This window comes from Streptomyces sp. NPDC056144 (assembly GCF_042264145.1).
Taxonomy (GTDB): Bacteria; Actinomycetota; Actinomycetes; order Streptomycetales; family Streptomycetaceae; genus Streptomyces.
On sequence record NZ_JBHJVF010000010.1, the window covers coordinates 13,602 to 29,171 of the forward strand.

A 15,570-nucleotide genomic window follows, 5' to 3' on the forward strand; every position below is an offset into this window, starting at 1 on the left:
ACCGCGCGGACCGGGAGCCACCCAACTCCCCCTCGGGTATCCCCCGTTCCGGTTCCCTACCGGGATCGGCACTTCACCCGCCGTCCACCCAACTCCCCCTGGAATGTGGGTTTCCGCGAGCACGCTGCCCGCGTGAGACGCATCCTGGGAATCATCCTGGCCGTCCTGCTCCTCGGCGGCGTGGCCGCCGTCCTCGTGACGGGCGGCGACAAGGACACCGGCACGGGCACGGCAACGAAGACCGTGCGCACGGTACGAGGAGTCATCGGGTCGGAGAAGGCCGAGTTCTTCGCCGATCCGCGCGTGGTGAAGGCGCTCGCCGCCAAGGGGTTCACCGTGACCGCCGAGACCTCCGGGTCCTGGGACATGGAGGATCTCCCCCTCGACGGCTACGACTTCGCCTTCCCGTCCTCGAAGGGGCCGGCCGACGAACTGCGCGCCAAGGCGCGGGCGAAGAGCGGGACGGCGGACAAGGTGGCCTCCACCCCCCTCCGCCCCTTCTACTCGCCTCTCGTCGTCGTCGCCCACAGCGCCGCCGCCCGGGTCCTCGCGGGCAACGGCCTCGCGGCCCTCGGCCCACGCGGGACGAGCGGCACCCTCAAGATGGACGCCTATCTGGCCGCCGCCCGCGCCGACCGGACCTGGCAGCAGCTGAAGGGTTCCGCCGGGCACGCCGAGCTGAGCGGCACCCTCTTCATCACCTCGACCGACCCGGTCGCCTCCAACTCCGGCGCGCTCTACCTGGCCGCCGCGAGCTACGTCGCCGACGGCGGACGGGTGGCGGGCGACAAGGCGGCCGTGACCCGCACCGCGCCGCTGCTGCGCAAGCTGATCCAGGTCCAGGGCGCCCAGCAGACCAGCTCCGACGCCCCGTTCAGGGACTTCATCAGCGGCGTCGGCAACCCGCTGGTCCTCGTGTACGAGTCCCAGGTAGCCGCCCAGCTCCTCGCCGGCCGCCCCATGGGCGACCTCGTCGTCCTGTACCCGGACACCACCGTGAACAGCGACCACACCCTCGTACCGCTCAGCGAGAACGGCCGGGCGTTCGGCGAACTCCTCTCCACCGACCCCGAGTTGCGCAAGCTCGCGGTCCACCACGGCTTCCGCCCGCAGGGCGCGGCGGACGAGTTCACCACCGCCACCCAGGGCCATTCCGACTACCTCAACCAGACACTGAACGGCGTCCGCCAGGCGCCCGTGCCCACCAGCCAGGTGCTGCACGCGATGGCGCTGCGGGCCCGCGACCAGGGGGACACCGCATGACCACCGCACCGAGGGACCCGCGCGCGAACCCGCCCGCGAACCCGCCCGCGCACACCTCCGCCCCCGGGGCCGCACCAGCGGCCGCACCCGCGACCCTGCCCCTCACCCTCGCTCCCCCCGAGCACGACGCGCCCCTCGTCCTCACCCCGCCGGAGCCCGTCGCGCCCGTCCGCGCCGAGCAGGTCGCCGCCGTGGTCCCGCTGGACGAGGCGACCCACACGGAGATGGCCCGGCGGGCCGCCGAGTACGTCGGGTCGCTCGCCGGCCTCGACCCGCGCTCCCCCGAGTTCTCGGGCCGCATCGGCGAGATCGCCGGGCTCGGTTCGGGCGAGATCCGCGCCGCGGCCTCGCAGTCGAACCGCATGCTCGACCGCACGGTCCGCTCCCTCGACAGGGGCGCCGGCGGCAACGGCCCCGGCGGCGACGCCCAGACCCGGGTCGGCTCCTCGCTCGTCGAACTCCGGCGCACGGTCGAGGACCTGGACCCCCGCGAGACGCCCGCCAAGGGCGTGAAGAAGTTCTTCTCCAAGCTGCCCGGCGGCAACAGGTTCCGCGACCACGTCGCCAAGTACGCCTCCTCGCAGGACACGCTGAACCGGATCGTCGGCGCTCTGCGCGGCGGCCAGGACGAACTGCGGCGCGACAACGCCGCGTTGCAGACCGAGCGGGCCAGGCTCTGGGAGACCATGGGCAAGCTCCAGGAGTACGCGCTCCTCACCGAGGCGCTCGACGCGGCCGTGGAGGAGCGCGTCGCGGCCACCGCCGACCCGGCACAGGCGGACGCGCTCCGCGCCGAAGTCCTCTTCCCGGTCCGGCAGAAGCGCCAGGACCTGCTGACCCAACTCGCCGTCTCCGCCCAGGGGTACATGGCGATGGACGTCGTACGCCGGAACAACGAGGAGCTCATCAAGGGCGTCGACCGGGCCGCGACCACCACCCTGTCGGCGCTGCGGATCGCCGTCATGCTCGCCACCGCGCTCGAACACCAGGCGAACGTCACCCAGCAGGTGAAGGCCCTGCGGGAGACCACGGAGACCCTGATCGGCGGCAACGCCGCCATGCTGGACACCCAGACCGGCGAGATCCAGCGGATCGCGGCGGACCCGGCGGTGGGCGCGGAGACGCTCAGGACGGCGTTCCAGCAGATCTACCGGACGCTCGACGCGATCGACACGTACAAGGTCCAAGCGACCGAGTCGATGGCGGCGACGGTCGAGTCCCTTTCGGCCGAACTGCGGGAGGCGAGCGCCCACTTGGAGCGCAGCCACCGCACGAACGCGCTGGAGGGCGACGCGTGACCCGCTCCCTCCGCGCCCTGGCCGCCCTGGCCCTCGCCCTCCTCCTCACGGGCACGGCCACGTCCTGCGGACTCACCGACGAGGCCGGCCCCCAGGGCCCCACCGCCTCCCCCACGGCCGCCCCTACCGATCCCACGGATCCCACCGACACCACCGGCCCCACCGACCCCCACGGCAAGGACTACGCCCCCGGCACCCTCCGCGTCCTCGCCTCCTCCGAGCTGGCCGACATGACCCCCGTCCTGGAGGCGGCCCGCAAGGCGACCGGCGTCACCGTCCGCCCCACCTACGCCGGCACGCTCGACGCCGTCGAGCAGATCGCCTCGGGGAAGGCCGAGCGGTCCTACGACGCCGTCTGGCTCTCCTCCAACGACTACCTCCGGCTCCGCCCGGACACCTCCGCCCGGATCACCGGCGAGACCCCGATCATGACCTCGCCCGTGGCCCTCGGCGTCCGCCCCGCCGCCCTCAAGCGGCTCGGCTGGGACCCGGCGAAGGTCACCTGGTCGCAGCTGCACCAGGCCGTCGCCGCCGGCCGGCTGACGTACGGCATGACGGACCCGAAGCGCTCCAACTCCGGCTTCTCCGCGCTCGTCTCGATCGCCTCGGGGCTCTCCGGCGCGCAGTCCGCCCTGACCCAGGACGACGTACGGCGCGCCACGCCGAAGCTCAAGGAGTTCTTCACCGGCCAGAAGCTGACCTCGGGCTCCTCCGGCTGGCTGGCCGACGCGTACGCCCGCCGCACCGACCTCGACGCCCTCGTCAACTACGAGTCGGTGCTCCTCTCCACACCCGGGGACCTGACGGTGATCCGCCCGTCCGACGGCGTCGTCACCGCCGACTACCCCCTCACCCTCCTCACGGCGGCCCGCCCCGAGGCGAAGGAGGCGGCGAGCCGGCTCACCACGTACCTCCGCTCCCCCGAGGCCCAGCGGCACATCACGGAGACGACCCTCCGCCGCCCGGTCGTCCCGGGCGTCCGGCCCGCCTCCGCGCTGACCCGCGACCCGCGCCGCGAGCTGCCGTTCCCCGGCAGCCGGGCGGTCGCCGACGGCCTGCTCGACGCGTACGACAACACCTTGCGCAGGCCTTCCCGCACGGTCTACGTCCTCGACACCTCGGGCTCCATGGCGGGCGAGCGCCTCGAACGCCTCAAGGCGGCCCTCGCCGAGCTGACCGGCGACTTCCGGGACCGCGAGGAGGTCACCCTGATGCCCTTCGGCTCCTCGGTGAAGCGGGACGAGATCCGTACGCACACGGTCGACCCGGCGTCGCCGACGGCGTCCCTCGACGCGATCCGCGCCGACGCGCGGAGGCTCACGGCGGACGGCGGCACCGCCGTCTACTCCAGCCTCCAGGAGGCGTACCGCTTCCTGGAGAACTCGCCGACCGCCGGTGACACCTTCACCTCGGTCGTCCTGATGACGGACGGCCAGAACACCGACGGGGACCCGGCCTCCGCCTTCGACACCTTCTACCGCGCGCTGCCGGCCGCGCGGCAGCGCACCCCGGTCTTCCCGATCCTCTTCGGGGACTCCGACCGCGGCGAGCTCGACCACATCGCGAGCCTCACCGGCGGCAGGCTCTTCGACGCCACCACGGGCTCGCTCGACGGCGCCTTCGAGGAGATCCGTGGCTACCAGTGACCGGACCGGCGGCCGCCTCCTCCGCTTCGCCGAGTCCCGCAAGAACCTGACGGGCTGCGTCTGCGGCCTGGCCGGTCTCGGCGTCGCCCTCACCGGCGCCGCGGGCACGCTCTGGCCGCTGGTCGTCGGCGGGCTGTACGCGGCGGGCGCGCTGATCGCCCCGCCCGAGCGCCCCGGCACCCCGCGCTTCCCGACGGCGAGCGAGCAGCTCGAATCACTGCGGGCCGACTTCACGACCCTGCGCGCGTACCTGACGGAAGTGGAGCTGCCCGCGGCGTCCCGCGAGCGCGTCACGGCCCTCGAAGAGCTCGTCGAGGCCCTCCTCGAACCGGGCTGGGTGAGCGACCCCGACCACCTCCACACCCTGGCCCGCGCGGTCCGCCAGGACGTCCCGGAGGCCGTCGACACCTTCGTACGGACGCGGTGGTGGACCCGCTTCTCCCCCGGGTCCGAGCCGCCGGAGGAGCACCTCGACCGCCAGCTGTCGGCGCTCCACGAGGAGGCGACGGCGATCGCGACGGCGCTGCGCGACGCGGAGGCGATCCGCCAGGAGACCCACACGCGGTACGTCGAGGAGCGCGGCTCCTGAAGGCCGGCGGGACGGCCCCCGGGCATGCGCCGGCCCCCGGAACCTGAGGGGGTTCCGGGGGCCGGATGCGTCGTGATGGGCCGTCGTGACCCCACTGGTCAGGGCGGTGTTTCGGGGCAACCCACCACGAGTCTCGGGGTGGGACTAGCCGAGGCGCTCCACGAGGGCGTTGTACTCGTCCCACAGCTCCTTCGGCGTGTGGTCGCCGAAGGTGTTCAGGTGGTCCGGGACGAGGGCGGCTTCCTCGCGCCACACGTCACGGTCGACCTTGAGGAGGAACTCCAGGTCCTCGGCCGGGAGGTCCAGGCCGTCGGTGTCGAGGGACTCCGGGGTCGGCAGGATGCCGATGGGGGTCTCGACGCCCTCGGCCTTGCCGTCGAGGCGCTCGACGATCCACTTGAGGACGCGGCTGTTCTCGCCGAAGCCGGGCCACACGAACTTGCCCGCGTCGTTCTTGCGGAACCAGTTCACGTAGTAGATCTTCGGGAGCTTCGCGGCGTCCGCGGTCGCGCCGACCTTGACCCAGTGGGCCATGTAGTCGCCCATGTTGTAGCCGCAGAACGGCAGCATGGCGAAGGGGTCGCGGCGCAGCTCGCCGACCTTGCCCTCGGCGGCGGCGGTCTTCTCGGAGGCGACGTTCGCGCCGAGGAAGACGCCGTGGTTCCAGTCGAAGGACTCGGTGACCAGCGGGACGGCGGAGGCGCGGCGGCCGCCGAAGAGGATCGCCGAGATCGGCACGCCCTTCGGGTCCTCCCACTCCGGCGCGATGATCGGGCACTGCCCGGCCGGCACGGTGAAGCGGGCGTTGGGGTGGGCGGCGGGCGTCTCGGACGCGGGCGTCCAGTCGTTGCCCTTCCAGTCCGTGAGGTGCGCGGGGGCCGTCTCGGTCATCCCCTCCCACCACACGTCGCCGTCGTCCGTGAGGGCGACGTTCGTGAAGACGGAGTTGCCCCACATGGTCTTCATGGCGTTGGCGTTGGTGTGCTCGCCGGTGCCGGGCGCGACGCCGAAGAAGCCGGCCTCGGGGTTGATCGCGTAGAGGCGGCCGTCCTCGCCGAAGCGCATCCAGGCGATGTCGTCGCCGATGGTCTCGACCGTCCAGCCGGAGATCGTGGGCTCCAGCATGGCGAGGTTGGTCTTGCCGCAGGCCGACGGGAAGGCGGCGGCGACGTACTTGGCCTCGCCCTGCGGCGGGGTGAGCTTGAGGATGAGCATGTGCTCGGCGAGCCAGCCCTCGTCGCGCGCCATGACGGAGGCGATGCGGAGCGCGTAGCACTTCTTGCCGAGCAGGGCGTTGCCGCCGTAGCCGGAGCCGTACGACCAGATCTCGCGGCTCTCGGGGAAGTGCGAGATGTACTTGGTGGTGTTGCAGGGCCACGGCACGTCGGCCTCGCCCTCGGCGAGCGGCGCGCCCAGCGTGTGCACGGCCTTGACGAAGAAGCCGTCGGTGCCGAGCTCGTCGAGGACGGCCTGTCCCATGCGGGTCATGGTGCGCATGGAGACGGCGACGTAGGCGGAGTCCGTGATCTCGACGCCGATGGCGGAGAGCGGGGAGCCGACGGGGCCCATACAGAAGGGCACGACGTACATGGTGCGGCCGCGCATGGAGCCGCGGAAGATGCCCTCGGAGCCCGCGAAGAGCTCCTTCATCTCGGCCGGGGCCTTCCAGTGGTTGGTCGGGCCCGCGTCCTCCTCCTTCTCGGAGCAGATGTACGTCCGGTCCTCGACGCGCGCGACGTCGGAGGGGTCGGAGGCCGCGTAGTACGAGTTGGGGCGCTTGGCCTCGTCGAGCTTGGTGAAGGTGCCCTTGGCGACGAGCTCCTCGCACAGGCGCTCGTACTCGGCCTCGGATCCGTCGCACCAGACGATGTTGTCCGGCTGGGTGATCTCGGCGATCTCGTTCACCCAGGAGACGAGCCCCTGGTGCTGGGTGGGAAGGGGAGCCGCGTTGTCGCGCGCCACGATTGCTCCTTGTTGAGGGGTGTGTTCCGCATGTGTGCCCCGTGGGGGCCGCGACCCGGACGCTTCGTAGCTGCTCATCCGGTGCCGACCATACTCATTTGATCATCCGACGGATTCGCCCATATGTCCAGGGGGGTGCACACGTGAGCAGCGCCACTCATATCCGGTACCTACGACTGCGTAGGTACGATTTGGTGCCATGACCGCTGCCACGCCGGAAGCCATCCCGACCACGAGCCCGCTCCCCGCGAAACCGCGGCTCAGAGGCTGGCTGCACGCCGGCATGTTCCCCGCCGTGATCGTCGCGGGCCTGGTCCTCGTCGCCCTCGCCGACTCCCCCCGCGCCCGGATCGCCTGCGGGGTCTACGTCCTCACGGCCTGCCTGCTCTTCGGCATCAGCGCGCTCTACCACCGCGGCGACTGGGGCCCGCGCGGCGAGGCGATCCTCCGGCGCCTCGACCACGCCAACATCTTCCTGATCATCGCGGGCACCTACACCCCGCTCACACTGCTCCTCCTCCCGGACTCGACGGCCAAGCCGCTCATGTGGGCGGTCTGGGCGGCAGCGGCGGCGGGCATCGCCTTCCGCGTCTTCTGGGTCGGCGCGCCCCGCTGGCTCTACACGCCCTGCTACATCGCGATGGGCTGGGCCGCGGTCTTCTTCCTGCCGGACTTCATGCGCGCGGGCGGCATCGCCGTCCTCGTCCTCGTCGTCGTCGGCGGACTGCTCTACAGCGCGGGCGGGGTCATCTACGGCATCAAGCGCCCGAACCCGTCCCCGCGCTGGTTCGGCTTCCACGAGGTCTTCCACTCGCTGACGCTGGCCGCCTTCATCGTCCACTACGTCGGCATCTCCCTGGTCGCCTACCAGGCCTGACGGCGCTGACCAGGGACAATAGGGCCATGTGCGACCGCCCCAGCCTCCGCGAACGCAAGAAGCTCAAGACCCGCGCGGCGATCCGGAAGGCCACCTACCGGCTCGCCGCCGCGGAGGGCTGGGACGCCGCCACGACCGAGCGGATAGCGGCGGAGGCCGACGTCTCCCCCTCCACCGTCGTGCGCTACTTCCCGGTCCGGGAGGACATCGTCCTCACCGACGAGAACGACGACGCCCTCGAAGCCCGGCTCCGCGCCCGCCCGGCCGGCGAGGAACCCCTCGAATCGCTCCGCGCCGTCGTCCTCGAAGCCGTCGGCACCGCCCTCGACCACGAGCCCGAGGAGACCCGGCTCCGCGCCCGCCTCATGGTCGAGACCCCGTCGGTACGGGCCCGCTTCACCGAGACCACCGCCGAGACCGGCCGCCGTCTCGCCCGCGCGCTCGCCGACCGCACCGGCCGCGACGCCGACGACCTGGAGGTACGGATCTTCACGGCGGCGGTCCTCGGCGCCCTCCGCGAGGCCACCCTCTACTGGGCCGAGCAGGGCACCTCCGACGGCCTGCTCCCGCTCCTGCACCGCACGGTCGACACCCTCAAGGCCGGCCTGGCGAAGCCCCCAGCGCACCCCTGACGACCCGCGCCGACTCCGGATTGGCCGCGCACTCCCACACGCCGTGCGGGCAGTAGTCCGTCACCGTCTGGTAGACGGGCCGGTGCGTCGCGAACCAGTCGAGCATCCCCCGCACGTACACCGGGTTGTCCCCGTTCCGGAACAGCCCCCACTCCGGGTACGAGACGGGCTTCCCGTGCGCCGCCGCGAACCGCACGTGGTGTTCGAGCCCGTACTCCTCCGTCACCTGCTCCTCGAAGGAGACCCCGGCGGGCTGGTCGTAGGCGTCCATCCCGATGATGTCGACGACGTCGTCGCCGGGATAGCAGAGCGGCCACGCGACGGCGTCCAGCCCGCGGCTCGGCGTGAAGTCGAACCGGAACCGCTGCCCCGCCACCCCCCTGAGCACCGACACCACCCGCCGCCAGTACGCCTTCCAGGCCGTCGGGTCCGGTCCGCAGCGGTGGCTGTACGTCGTCCCGTTCATCTCCCAGCCGAGGACGAGCACCGCGTCCCCGAGCCCGTGCGCGACGAGCCGCTCCCCGAGGACCGCGAAGTGCGCGTCGAACGCGCCGCCCGCCCCCCGCCGCAGCCCCGCCCGCACCTCCGCGTCCGGCAGCCCCGCCTCGTTGCGGTCCATGAGCGGCACGTTCAGGACGAAGAGCCGCCCGGGCCGCTCCGCCTTCCACCGCGCCCAGGGCCCGAAGAGCGCCGTGTGCCCCTCGATGTTGGACCAGCGGTCGCCGGGCAGGTACGTGTGCCCGACGGTCAGCGTCCCGCCGCCGAGCCACTCCTCGACCTGGGCGATCCGCCGCACCCCGGCCTCGTCGGAGCCGGTGAAGAACCCCGACGGCACCCCGGGCAGCGGCTCGGGCTCCACCGGCGCCCGGCTCCCGGCATGCCGCTCGCCGGGCGCCAGCCGCTCGTACGGGACGAGGAGGACGAGAACGGCCGCGAGCAGCACCGTGAGTGCGGCCCGCGGCCAGGAGAGGAGAGAGGTCACGTCAGCTGGTCCAGAAGTCCCACCAGCGGGTCAGGATCAGCATCCCGATGATCCCGACGTGCAGGACGGGCAGGGCGAAGGCGAACTCGCCGAGGAAGCCCCGCACCCCGGCCGGCGCGGGCAGCAGCCCCTCCCGGACGTTGTGCGCGGTCACGTACCAGAACATGACGATCGTCGCGGTCCAGGCCAGGCAGCACCACAGGCACAGCGCGTTGATCTCGTACAGCGACTGGTACATGAGCCAGGTGCAGAAGCCGACGCCGAAGAGCGTCCCGGCGTTGAGGCCGAGCCAGAACCAGCCCCGGTAGCGGGCCCCGGCGAGGAGCCCGGCACCGACGGCGACGACCACGGCGTACGTGACGAGACCGAGCATCGGGTTCGGGAAGCCGAAGACGGCCGCCTGCTCGCTCTTCATGATGCTGCCGCAGGAGACGACGGGGTTCAGGCTGCACCCGGGCGTGAACCCCGGGTCCTCCAGGAGCTTGAACTTGTCGATCGTGATCACCCAGCCGGCGAGCACACCCGCCGCCCCGGTGACCACCAGCATCCACGCGAAGGCCCGGCTCGCGCCGGTCCCCGCCCCCGCGGTCGCCCGCGCGGACTCCTCACGCCGCTGCCCCGGCACCCCGCCCCGTACGTCCACCGTCGCCATGGCGCGACCCTTCTTCCGCTCTCGGGCTCAGCCCTGGAGACGCCGGACCGGCATCAGGACGTGCGCGCTCTCGGCGAGCATCGCCTCGTCGGAGACGAAGGCGCGCAGCTGCGCCTCGTCGACCGGCTGCCCCGGGACGGCCACGGGCCACGGGCGCACCGAGCAGATCAGGTAGACCTGCCCGCGCTCCTGGGCGGCGGCCTGCCACTCGGCCGGCACCGGGCACTGCACCTTCAGGAAGGGCAGGGTGAGGACGACGGAGCCGCCCTCGACGAGCAGCGTCGCGTTGATCCCGGCGTCCTTCTCCAGGTCGAACAGCCGGTCGCCGACGGAGAGGTTCATGGCCTCCAGCGCCGCCCGCATCGCCTGCTGACCGGCCTCCGGGCCGTCCCGGCCGTCGCCGAGCGAGTACGCCATGAGGAACGGCGTGCCCGCCGATTCGGCGGTGGGTTCGCTGGACCACGGGATCACCGTGAGAGTTCCCAGCGGAGAGGCGCTGCGCGCCGAGGAAACGACGTTGGAAGTGGTCATGAATCGGATGCTAGTGCTCCAACCACCCATCCCCCGCGCCGCTTTCACTCGATCGGCCGACATTCACGCCGCTGCCGTTTTCGCCGCAACGAACGCGGGATTCCCTCGTTGTGCCCTGAGGGCAATCGCCGACCCGAGGAGATCACTCATGATCGTCCCGCGCCGTGCCGCACTGCGCTCCCTCTTCGCTCTGGCCGTCACCGCCGTCACGGGCGGTGCGCTGGTCCGCATCGCGCACCGCCCACCGGCCGCGTCCGACCCCGTCCGTGACGTCCACGCCTTCGACGAGCTGTACCGGGGCCGCCGCATCCGGGGGTTCAGCGGGCCCGACGGGCGGCCCGTGGCCCTCGTCGACGGGCGCCCGCTGCACCTGATGCGGTGCGCCGACGGCGGGTACGTCTCGCCGGTCGACCACTACGCGTCGAGCCCGACGCCCCTCGCGGCCACCCGCGCCGCCGTGGACGAGGTGGGGACGGCCCGCCTGTCCCGGTTCGCCGCCGCGCACGGGGACCACACCGACCCGACGGGAGGGAGTCCGCGTGGTGTACACGCGTAAGAACCAGCGCGACCTGACCGGCGCCGAGCGCCGGAAGTTCGTCGCCGCCGTCCTGGAACTCAAACGGACCGGCGTGTACGACGAGTTCGTCCGCACCCACATCGAGCACTACACGGCCGACGGGGAGGGCCGGCTGCGGACCGCCCACATGGCGCCGAGCTTCCTGCCCTGGCACCGCCGGTTCCTGCTCGACTTCGAACAGGCCCTGCGCCGGGTCGACCCGACGGTCTCGGTGCCGTACTGGGACTGGACCCGGGACAACAGCCCGGCCTCGTCGATCTGGGGCGAGGACTTCATGGGAGGCAACGGCCGCCGCGCCGACTTCCAGGTCATGACGGGCCCCTTCGCCCAGTCGTCGGGGCACTGGGACATCACGTACGCGATGACCGAGACCCGCTTCCTGACACGGGACTTCGGCCGCCCCCGCGACCCGATCGCCCTGCCCACGCGGGTCGAGCTCGACGAGGTGATGCGGGAGCGGGTGTACGACGTGGCGCCCTGGAACTCGACGAGCGCGTCCGGCTTCCGGAACCGGCTGGAGGGCTGGGCGTCCGGGCGGGGCAACGAGCGGTTCCGGATCCACAACCGGGTCCACCGCTGGGTCGGCGGGATGATGCTCGGCGGCGGCTCGGTCAACGACCCGGTCTTCTGGCTGCACCACTCCTTCGTCGACCTGGTCTGGTCGCGCTGGCAGCGGCAGAACCCCGGCGCCGCGTACCTGCCGGCGGAGCCGCCGCCGCTCGGGGACGTCCAGTACCGCAAGGTCGTCGCCCGGCACGAGCCGATGTCCCCGTGGGGGATCGCCCCGGCGGAGCTCTTCGACCACAGCCGGGTCTACACCTACGCCTGAGCACCCGACACGCGTGTGTCCCCCCGGCCCGTCGGGCCGGGGGGACACACGCGTTCAGCGGGGACGATCAGCCGCCGTAGCCACCGTCGTGCTTCGGGGCGTCGACGTTGGCGCAGCTGTTGCCGAACGCCGGGTTGAGCAGGCCGATCACGTTGACGGTGTTGCCGCAGACGTTGACCGGGACGTGGATCGGGACCTGGACGACGTTGCCGGAGGCGACACCGGGCGAGTGGGCGGCGACGGCCTCGGCGCCCGAGTCGGCGACGGCCAGGCCGGCTCCGCTGAGGGCCACGGCACCCGTGCCGGCGAGAACAGCGGCAGCCTTCGCGATGCGAGACATCAAGAACTCCTTGGACGTGGAAACGACCGCAGGAATCACGGCCGACTCCCCTTCAACGCCGGTCACAGCGACCGGTCACGGGCATTGGGCCGAAAGAATGGCCCGCGGACCGGAGGCGCCCGCCGCCGGATACGACGGGACGGGCCTCGGGTCCACGGGCCGCGGCCATGCGACAAGCCTTCTGGTGCAACGATCGTCGCCCCCGGGGGTGGCGGGGAAGAATCGTCCCTTCACCCTCCCGGGGGGCCTGCCGCTCCTACTTCCCGTCCGGCACCAGACCGAGCTGCGGGTCGAGGGCTCCGCTGAGGACCGGGGTCAGCAGACCGAGCTGGGGCTTGGCCAGGTCCGGCAGCCCGGCGAGCCCGTCGCCGCTCGGGGCCTTCACCGGGTTGCCGACGACGGCCCCGGGGGTGGCCGCCTTCATCTCCGAGTGCGGGTTGGTGAGCAGGGCCCGGCCGAGGTCGCTGCCCTTGATCACCTCGGGCAGCGGCGCGTCCACCACGGTGCCGGGAATGGTGCCGGTGAGCGGGATGCTGGGCAGGGCGACGTCCGGCAGCGAGCCCAGGCCCTTCGTGAACCCGGTGGGCGCGCCGGGCATGGGGACGGGCACCCCGGTGGCCACCGTCGGGGCGTCCATCGGGAGCACCGGCTCCAGGCCCTGGAGGGGGACGATCACCGGTGCCTCGACGGCGGAGGCCGGGGCGGCCAGGGCGGCGGAGGCGAGTGCGGTCATGAGGATTCCCATGCCGGCGTGAGAGCGCAGAGTCATGCCCTGAAGAACGAGTTCTGCGCCAAACCGTGGCGGGATACCCCCGTGTGCAGCAACGCGCAGGGCCCTCACCGGTGAAGGCGAGGGCCCTGGTTGACGCGCTGTCAGCTTCTGGGGGCAACGCGGCGCGAGAGGCGACCGCCCCTCAGGTAGACGACGCTGCCGCCGATGATCAGCGCGGCACTGATCGCGGCCGCGCCCATGAGCGCGGGGTCACTGCCGGTGTCGGGCAGCTCGGGCTCGGTCGGCGGCTGGTGCGGCGGGTTGGTGGGGGGCTCGTCGGGGTTGGTGGGGGGCTCGTCGGGGTTGGTGGGGGGCTCGTCCGGGTTCGTCGGAGGCTCGTCCGGGTTCGTGGGCGGCTCATCCGGGTTCGTCGGAGGCTCGTCGGGGTTGGTGGGCGGCTCGTCCGGGTTCGTCGGAGGCTCGTCCGGGTTGGTCGGAGGCTCGTCCGGCTCGCAGCCGGGCTCCGGCGGCTGACCCGGCGCAGGCGCCTCACACTCTCCCGGCTCGTCCGGGTTGGTCGGGGGCTCGTCCGGATTCGTGGGCGGCTCGTCGGGCTCGCAACCGGGCTGCGGCGGCTGGCCCGGCGCCGGAGCCTCACACTCACCGGGCTCGTCCGGATTGGTCGGAGGCTCATCGGGGTTCGTGGGCGGCTCGTCCGGGTTGGTGGGCGGCTCGTCCGGGTTGGTGGGCGGCTCGTCCGGGTTCGTCGGAGGCTCGTCGGGATTCGTCGGAGGCTCGTCCGGATTGGTAGGGGGCTCGTGCGGCTCATCCGGATTGGTAGGAGGCTCGTGCGGCTCGTCCGGATTGGTGGGCGGCTCGTGCGGCTCATCCGGATTCGTGGGCGGCTCGTCCGGATTCGTGGGCGGCTCGTCGTCGCCGTAGCCGTCGGGTTCCTCCGCCTCCGCGCAGAGGTCGCCGACGGCCGACGCGACGAAACCGTCCCCGCCGCAGACCCCCGCCGGCACCAGGGGCTGGACATGACCCGACGTACCGGGCCCGGGGGAATCACCGTTCCCCGCCGGGGAGTTCGCGGCAACGGCGAATCCGCCGGTCAGCGACAGAATGCCGGTCGCTGCCGCGGCGGTGAGTACTTTCCTGCTGATGATGGACCGCATTCGGCTCTTCCTCTGGAGAAAGGGAGAGACCGGCGAGGATCCCCCCTCGCTCCGGCCGGCCAGTCCACGTCGACGTTCGCGTGGGATTGCCCAGAGAGTAGGGAGCCGGGCCCCGCTGCGAACGGGGGCCACACGGCGGCCGATCAGAAAATCACACGATCAGCCGCCGAGCGGGCTGCCGACCGGACCGGCGAGGGGAAGACCGCCGAGCAGGGAGGATCCGGACTTGCCGACCTCGTTGAGCTGCTCGACCGTCTGCGTGGCGGTCTGCACCGGGGAGCCGGGCGTCGTGCTGCTGAGCATGTCGGTCTTGAGTCCGTTGGCGGCGATGGCCTCCAGACCGCCGTTCAGGCTGGTCGCGGGCATCCCCTGCGCGGCCATGGCGGGGGTGGCGGCGCCGAGCGCCACGAGCGAACCGGCGACGACCGCGGCGACCTTGCTGGACTTCATGGGGAGAATCCTTCCTCTGGGGTTTTCGGAATGGCTGGTTCCTACGCCTTCTCCAACGAGCGAAGGCCCGTACCGGGTGCGGTACGGGCCTTCGTTGCTCGGACTTACCTGACGGGGAGCGGGGGCTTCACCGGCAGGTCGGCCGGGGGCTTCACGGGCGCGTCGACGGGCAGGTCCGGCGCGGCCGGCAGCGACGGGACCGCGGGGAGCCCGGCCAGGTCGGGCGCGGGCAGGCCGCTGCCGAGGACGGTGGCGAGGGCGAGGTTGACCAGCGAGGTCAGCGTCGAGGTGACCTGCGGCACGACCGCGGTGGCGTCACCCGAGGTGACGGCGGCGAGCAGACCCGCGACCGCCTTCTCCACGGTGGCGAGCGCGTCGTCGACGAGGTCGGTGGGCGCCGCCTTCGCGCCGGCGGTGACCGGCAGGGACACCGGCGGCTTCACGGGAAGCGCGGGCGCGGGGACGGGGAGCTCGGGCGCGGGGAGATCCGGGGCCGGAAGATCCGGGGCCGGAAGGTCCGGGGCCGGAAGGTCGGGCGCGGGGAGATCCGGGGCCGGGAGGTCCGGCGCGGGGAGGTCAGGAGCCGGAAGGTCCGGGGCCGGAAGGTCCGGAGCCGGAAGGTCCGGAGCGGGGAGGTCCGGAGCGGGGAGGTCCGGGGCTGGGGTGTCCGGTACGGGGGCCGGGGCCGTTTCCTTCGCCTTCTCGACCGCCGCCGCGATCTTCGCCTTGAGCGCGTCGGCGTCGGCGTCGGGGACCTGACCCGCGTCGGCCTTGAGCGCGGTGGTGACGAGTTCGACGACGGGGCTCGTCACGGAGCCGAGCCCGCCGAGGGCCTCGGCCTGCGGCAGCAGGGTGGCGGCCTCGGGGAGCGGCGCGCGGGCGGCCCGGTCGGCCGTGGTGGACGGGTGGTGTTCGCCGGCGGCGGCGGGTCCCGCCGCGCCGAGGGTGATGGCGGCGGATATCGCCAGAGCGGTGAGACGGCGTGTGGCCAGGGGACGCATATGTGTTCCTTTTCTTATGCGTCGGACAACTTCCCTCTCACCGTGCCTGCGGGT

General features: G+C 72.5%; 17 protein-coding genes. 8 read left to right on the plus strand and 9 right to left on the minus strand.

The genetic code is table 11. The annotated features are described in order from the left end of the window. The first annotated feature begins 105 nt into the window (after window positions 1–105). From ACFC0Z_RS26205 to ACFC0Z_RS26220, 4 genes are read left to right on the plus strand one after another with little or no spacing between them, the layout of a single operon-like run. Window positions 106–1,263, plus strand: coding sequence for a hypothetical protein (locus ACFC0Z_RS26205; protein WP_376442556.1), 1,158 nt, complete (start codon window positions 106–108; stop codon window positions 1,261–1,263). Beyond that, on the plus strand, window positions 1,260–2,561 hold the full coding sequence (locus tag ACFC0Z_RS26210; protein ID WP_376442559.1) for a toxic anion resistance protein: 1,302 nt from the start codon (window positions 1,260–1,262) through the stop codon (window positions 2,559–2,561). Before ACFC0Z_RS26205 ends, ACFC0Z_RS26210 begins: the two co-directional genes overlap by 4 nt. Further along, window positions 2,558–4,207 carry a substrate-binding domain-containing protein gene (locus ACFC0Z_RS26215; RefSeq protein ID WP_376442562.1) on the plus strand — a complete coding sequence of 550 codons (1,650 nt, stop codon included), beginning with the start codon at window positions 2,558–2,560 and terminating at the stop codon, window positions 4,205–4,207. Before ACFC0Z_RS26210 ends, ACFC0Z_RS26215 begins: the two co-directional genes overlap by 4 nt. After that, window positions 4,194–4,796: a hypothetical protein gene (locus ACFC0Z_RS26220; RefSeq protein WP_376442565.1), complete on the plus strand. Its 603-nt coding sequence runs from the start codon at window positions 4,194–4,196 to the stop codon at window positions 4,794–4,796. Before ACFC0Z_RS26215 ends, ACFC0Z_RS26220 begins: the two co-directional genes overlap by 14 nt. Before the next feature lie 144 nt (window positions 4,797–4,940). On the opposite strand, the gene ACFC0Z_RS26225 is transcribed toward ACFC0Z_RS26220, so the two are convergent. Then, window positions 4,941–6,758 (minus strand): phosphoenolpyruvate carboxykinase (GTP), encoded by a 1,818-nt coding sequence (locus tag ACFC0Z_RS26225; protein WP_376442568.1) that lies wholly within the window; start codon window positions 6,756–6,758, stop codon window positions 4,941–4,943. A 199-nt stretch (window positions 6,759–6,957) separates the two neighbouring features. On the opposite strand from ACFC0Z_RS26225, the gene ACFC0Z_RS26230 reads away from it, so the two are divergent. Together ACFC0Z_RS26230 and ACFC0Z_RS26235 are read left to right on the plus strand one after the other, a co-directional pair. Further along, window positions 6,958–7,635 carry a hemolysin III family protein gene (locus ACFC0Z_RS26230; RefSeq protein ID WP_376442571.1) on the plus strand — a complete coding sequence of 226 codons (678 nt, stop codon included), beginning with the start codon at window positions 6,958–6,960 and terminating at the stop codon, window positions 7,633–7,635. 26 nt (window positions 7,636–7,661) lie between these two features. Then, window positions 7,662–8,267 (plus strand): TetR/AcrR family transcriptional regulator, encoded by a 606-nt coding sequence (locus ACFC0Z_RS26235; RefSeq protein ID WP_376442574.1) that lies wholly within the window; start codon window positions 7,662–7,664, stop codon window positions 8,265–8,267. Here the strand turns inward: ACFC0Z_RS26235 and ACFC0Z_RS26240 are convergent. The 3 genes from ACFC0Z_RS26240 to ACFC0Z_RS26250 are packed head-to-tail and all read right to left on the minus strand — an operon-like array spanning window position 8,230 to window position 10,432. Beyond that, window positions 8,230–9,249 carry a glycoside hydrolase family 26 protein gene (locus ACFC0Z_RS26240; protein WP_376442576.1) on the minus strand — a complete coding sequence of 340 codons (1,020 nt, stop codon included), beginning with the start codon at window positions 9,247–9,249 and terminating at the stop codon, window positions 8,230–8,232. The genes ACFC0Z_RS26235 and ACFC0Z_RS26240 overlap by 38 nt on opposite strands. A 1-nt stretch (window position 9,250) precedes the next feature. After that, the gene (locus ACFC0Z_RS26245) at window positions 9,251–9,901 is read right to left on the minus strand and encodes a vitamin K epoxide reductase family protein (protein ID WP_376442579.1); all 651 of its coding nucleotides are present in this window, start codon (window positions 9,899–9,901) and stop codon (window positions 9,251–9,253) included. Between the two features lie 27 nt (window positions 9,902–9,928). After that, window positions 9,929–10,432, minus strand: a complete 504-nt coding sequence (locus tag ACFC0Z_RS26250) for a DUF5949 family protein (protein ID WP_376442582.1) — start codon at window positions 10,430–10,432, stop codon at window positions 9,929–9,931. A 148-nt stretch (window positions 10,433–10,580) separates the two neighbouring features. Here ACFC0Z_RS26250 and ACFC0Z_RS26255 point away from each other — a divergent pair, with 148 nt between their 5' ends. Both ACFC0Z_RS26255 and ACFC0Z_RS26260 read left to right on the plus strand, forming a co-directional pair. After that, a complete protein-coding gene (locus tag ACFC0Z_RS26255) occupies window positions 10,581–10,988 on the plus strand; it encodes a tyrosinase family oxidase copper chaperone (RefSeq protein ID WP_376442585.1) in 408 nt (135 codons plus the stop codon). Further along, complete coding sequence (locus ACFC0Z_RS26260; protein WP_376442588.1) at window positions 10,972–11,838, plus strand: tyrosinase family protein; 867 nt, start codon at window positions 10,972–10,974, stop codon at window positions 11,836–11,838. Before ACFC0Z_RS26255 ends, ACFC0Z_RS26260 begins: the two co-directional genes overlap by 17 nt. Before the next feature lie 67 nt (window positions 11,839–11,905). Here ACFC0Z_RS26260 and ACFC0Z_RS26265 read toward each other — a convergent pair whose 3' ends face one another. From ACFC0Z_RS26265 to ACFC0Z_RS26285, 5 genes are all read right to left on the minus strand, one after another. Then, on the minus strand, window positions 11,906–12,178 hold the full coding sequence (locus tag ACFC0Z_RS26265; protein ID WP_376442591.1) for a chaplin: 273 nt from the start codon (window positions 12,176–12,178) through the stop codon (window positions 11,906–11,908). 256 nt (window positions 12,179–12,434) lie between these two features. Then, complete coding sequence (locus tag ACFC0Z_RS26270) at window positions 12,435–12,911, minus strand: hypothetical protein (RefSeq protein ID WP_376442596.1); 477 nt, start codon at window positions 12,909–12,911, stop codon at window positions 12,435–12,437. Window positions 12,912–13,051: 140 nt separating this feature from the next. Beyond that, the gene (locus tag ACFC0Z_RS26275) at window positions 13,052–14,065 is read right to left on the minus strand and encodes a hypothetical protein (protein WP_376442599.1); all 1,014 of its coding nucleotides are present in this window, start codon (window positions 14,063–14,065) and stop codon (window positions 13,052–13,054) included. Window positions 14,066–14,224: 159 nt separating this feature from the next. Continuing rightward, complete coding sequence (locus ACFC0Z_RS26280; protein WP_376442602.1) at window positions 14,225–14,515, minus strand: hypothetical protein; 291 nt, start codon at window positions 14,513–14,515, stop codon at window positions 14,225–14,227. Window positions 14,516–14,619: 104 nt separating this feature from the next. Next, window positions 14,620–15,516 (minus strand): hypothetical protein, encoded by an 897-nt coding sequence (locus ACFC0Z_RS26285; RefSeq protein WP_376442605.1) that lies wholly within the window; start codon window positions 15,514–15,516, stop codon window positions 14,620–14,622. Window positions 15,517–15,570 lie beyond the last annotated feature (54 nt).

What these genes read in the sequence shown, in the direction of transcription:
- ACFC0Z_RS26250 (WP_376442582.1), bottom strand. Translation starts at nt 10,432, where the DNA reads ATGACCACTTCCAACGTCGTTTCCTCGGCGCGCAGCGCCTCTCCGCTG.
- ACFC0Z_RS26265 (WP_376442591.1), bottom strand. Translation starts at nt 12,178, where the DNA reads ATGTCTCGCATCGCGAAGGCTGCCGCTGTTCTCGCCGGCACGGGTGCC.
- ACFC0Z_RS26230 (WP_376442571.1), top strand. Translation starts at nt 6,958, where the DNA reads ATGACCGCTGCCACGCCGGAAGCCATCCCGACCACGAGCCCGCTCCCC.
- ACFC0Z_RS26245 (WP_376442579.1), bottom strand. Translation starts at nt 9,901, where the DNA reads ATGGCGACGGTGGACGTACGGGGCGGGGTGCCGGGGCAGCGGCGTGAG.
- ACFC0Z_RS26270 (WP_376442596.1), bottom strand. Translation starts at nt 12,911, where the DNA reads ATGACCGCACTCGCCTCCGCCGCCCTGGCCGCCCCGGCCTCCGCCGTC.
- ACFC0Z_RS26280 (WP_376442602.1), bottom strand. Translation starts at nt 14,515, where the DNA reads ATGAAGTCCAGCAAGGTCGCCGCGGTCGTCGCCGGTTCGCTCGTGGCG.
- ACFC0Z_RS26255 (WP_376442585.1), top strand. Translation starts at nt 10,581, where the DNA reads ATGATCGTCCCGCGCCGTGCCGCACTGCGCTCCCTCTTCGCTCTGGCC.
- ACFC0Z_RS26275 (WP_376442599.1), bottom strand. Translation starts at nt 14,065, where the DNA reads ATGCGGTCCATCATCAGCAGGAAAGTACTCACCGCCGCGGCAGCGACC.
- ACFC0Z_RS26285 (WP_376442605.1), bottom strand. Translation starts at nt 15,516, where the DNA reads ATGCGTCCCCTGGCCACACGCCGTCTCACCGCTCTGGCGATATCCGCC.
- ACFC0Z_RS26210 (WP_376442559.1), top strand. Translation starts at nt 1,260, where the DNA reads ATGACCACCGCACCGAGGGACCCGCGCGCGAACCCGCCCGCGAACCCG.
- ACFC0Z_RS26235 (WP_376442574.1), top strand. Translation starts at nt 7,662, where the DNA reads ATGTGCGACCGCCCCAGCCTCCGCGAACGCAAGAAGCTCAAGACCCGC.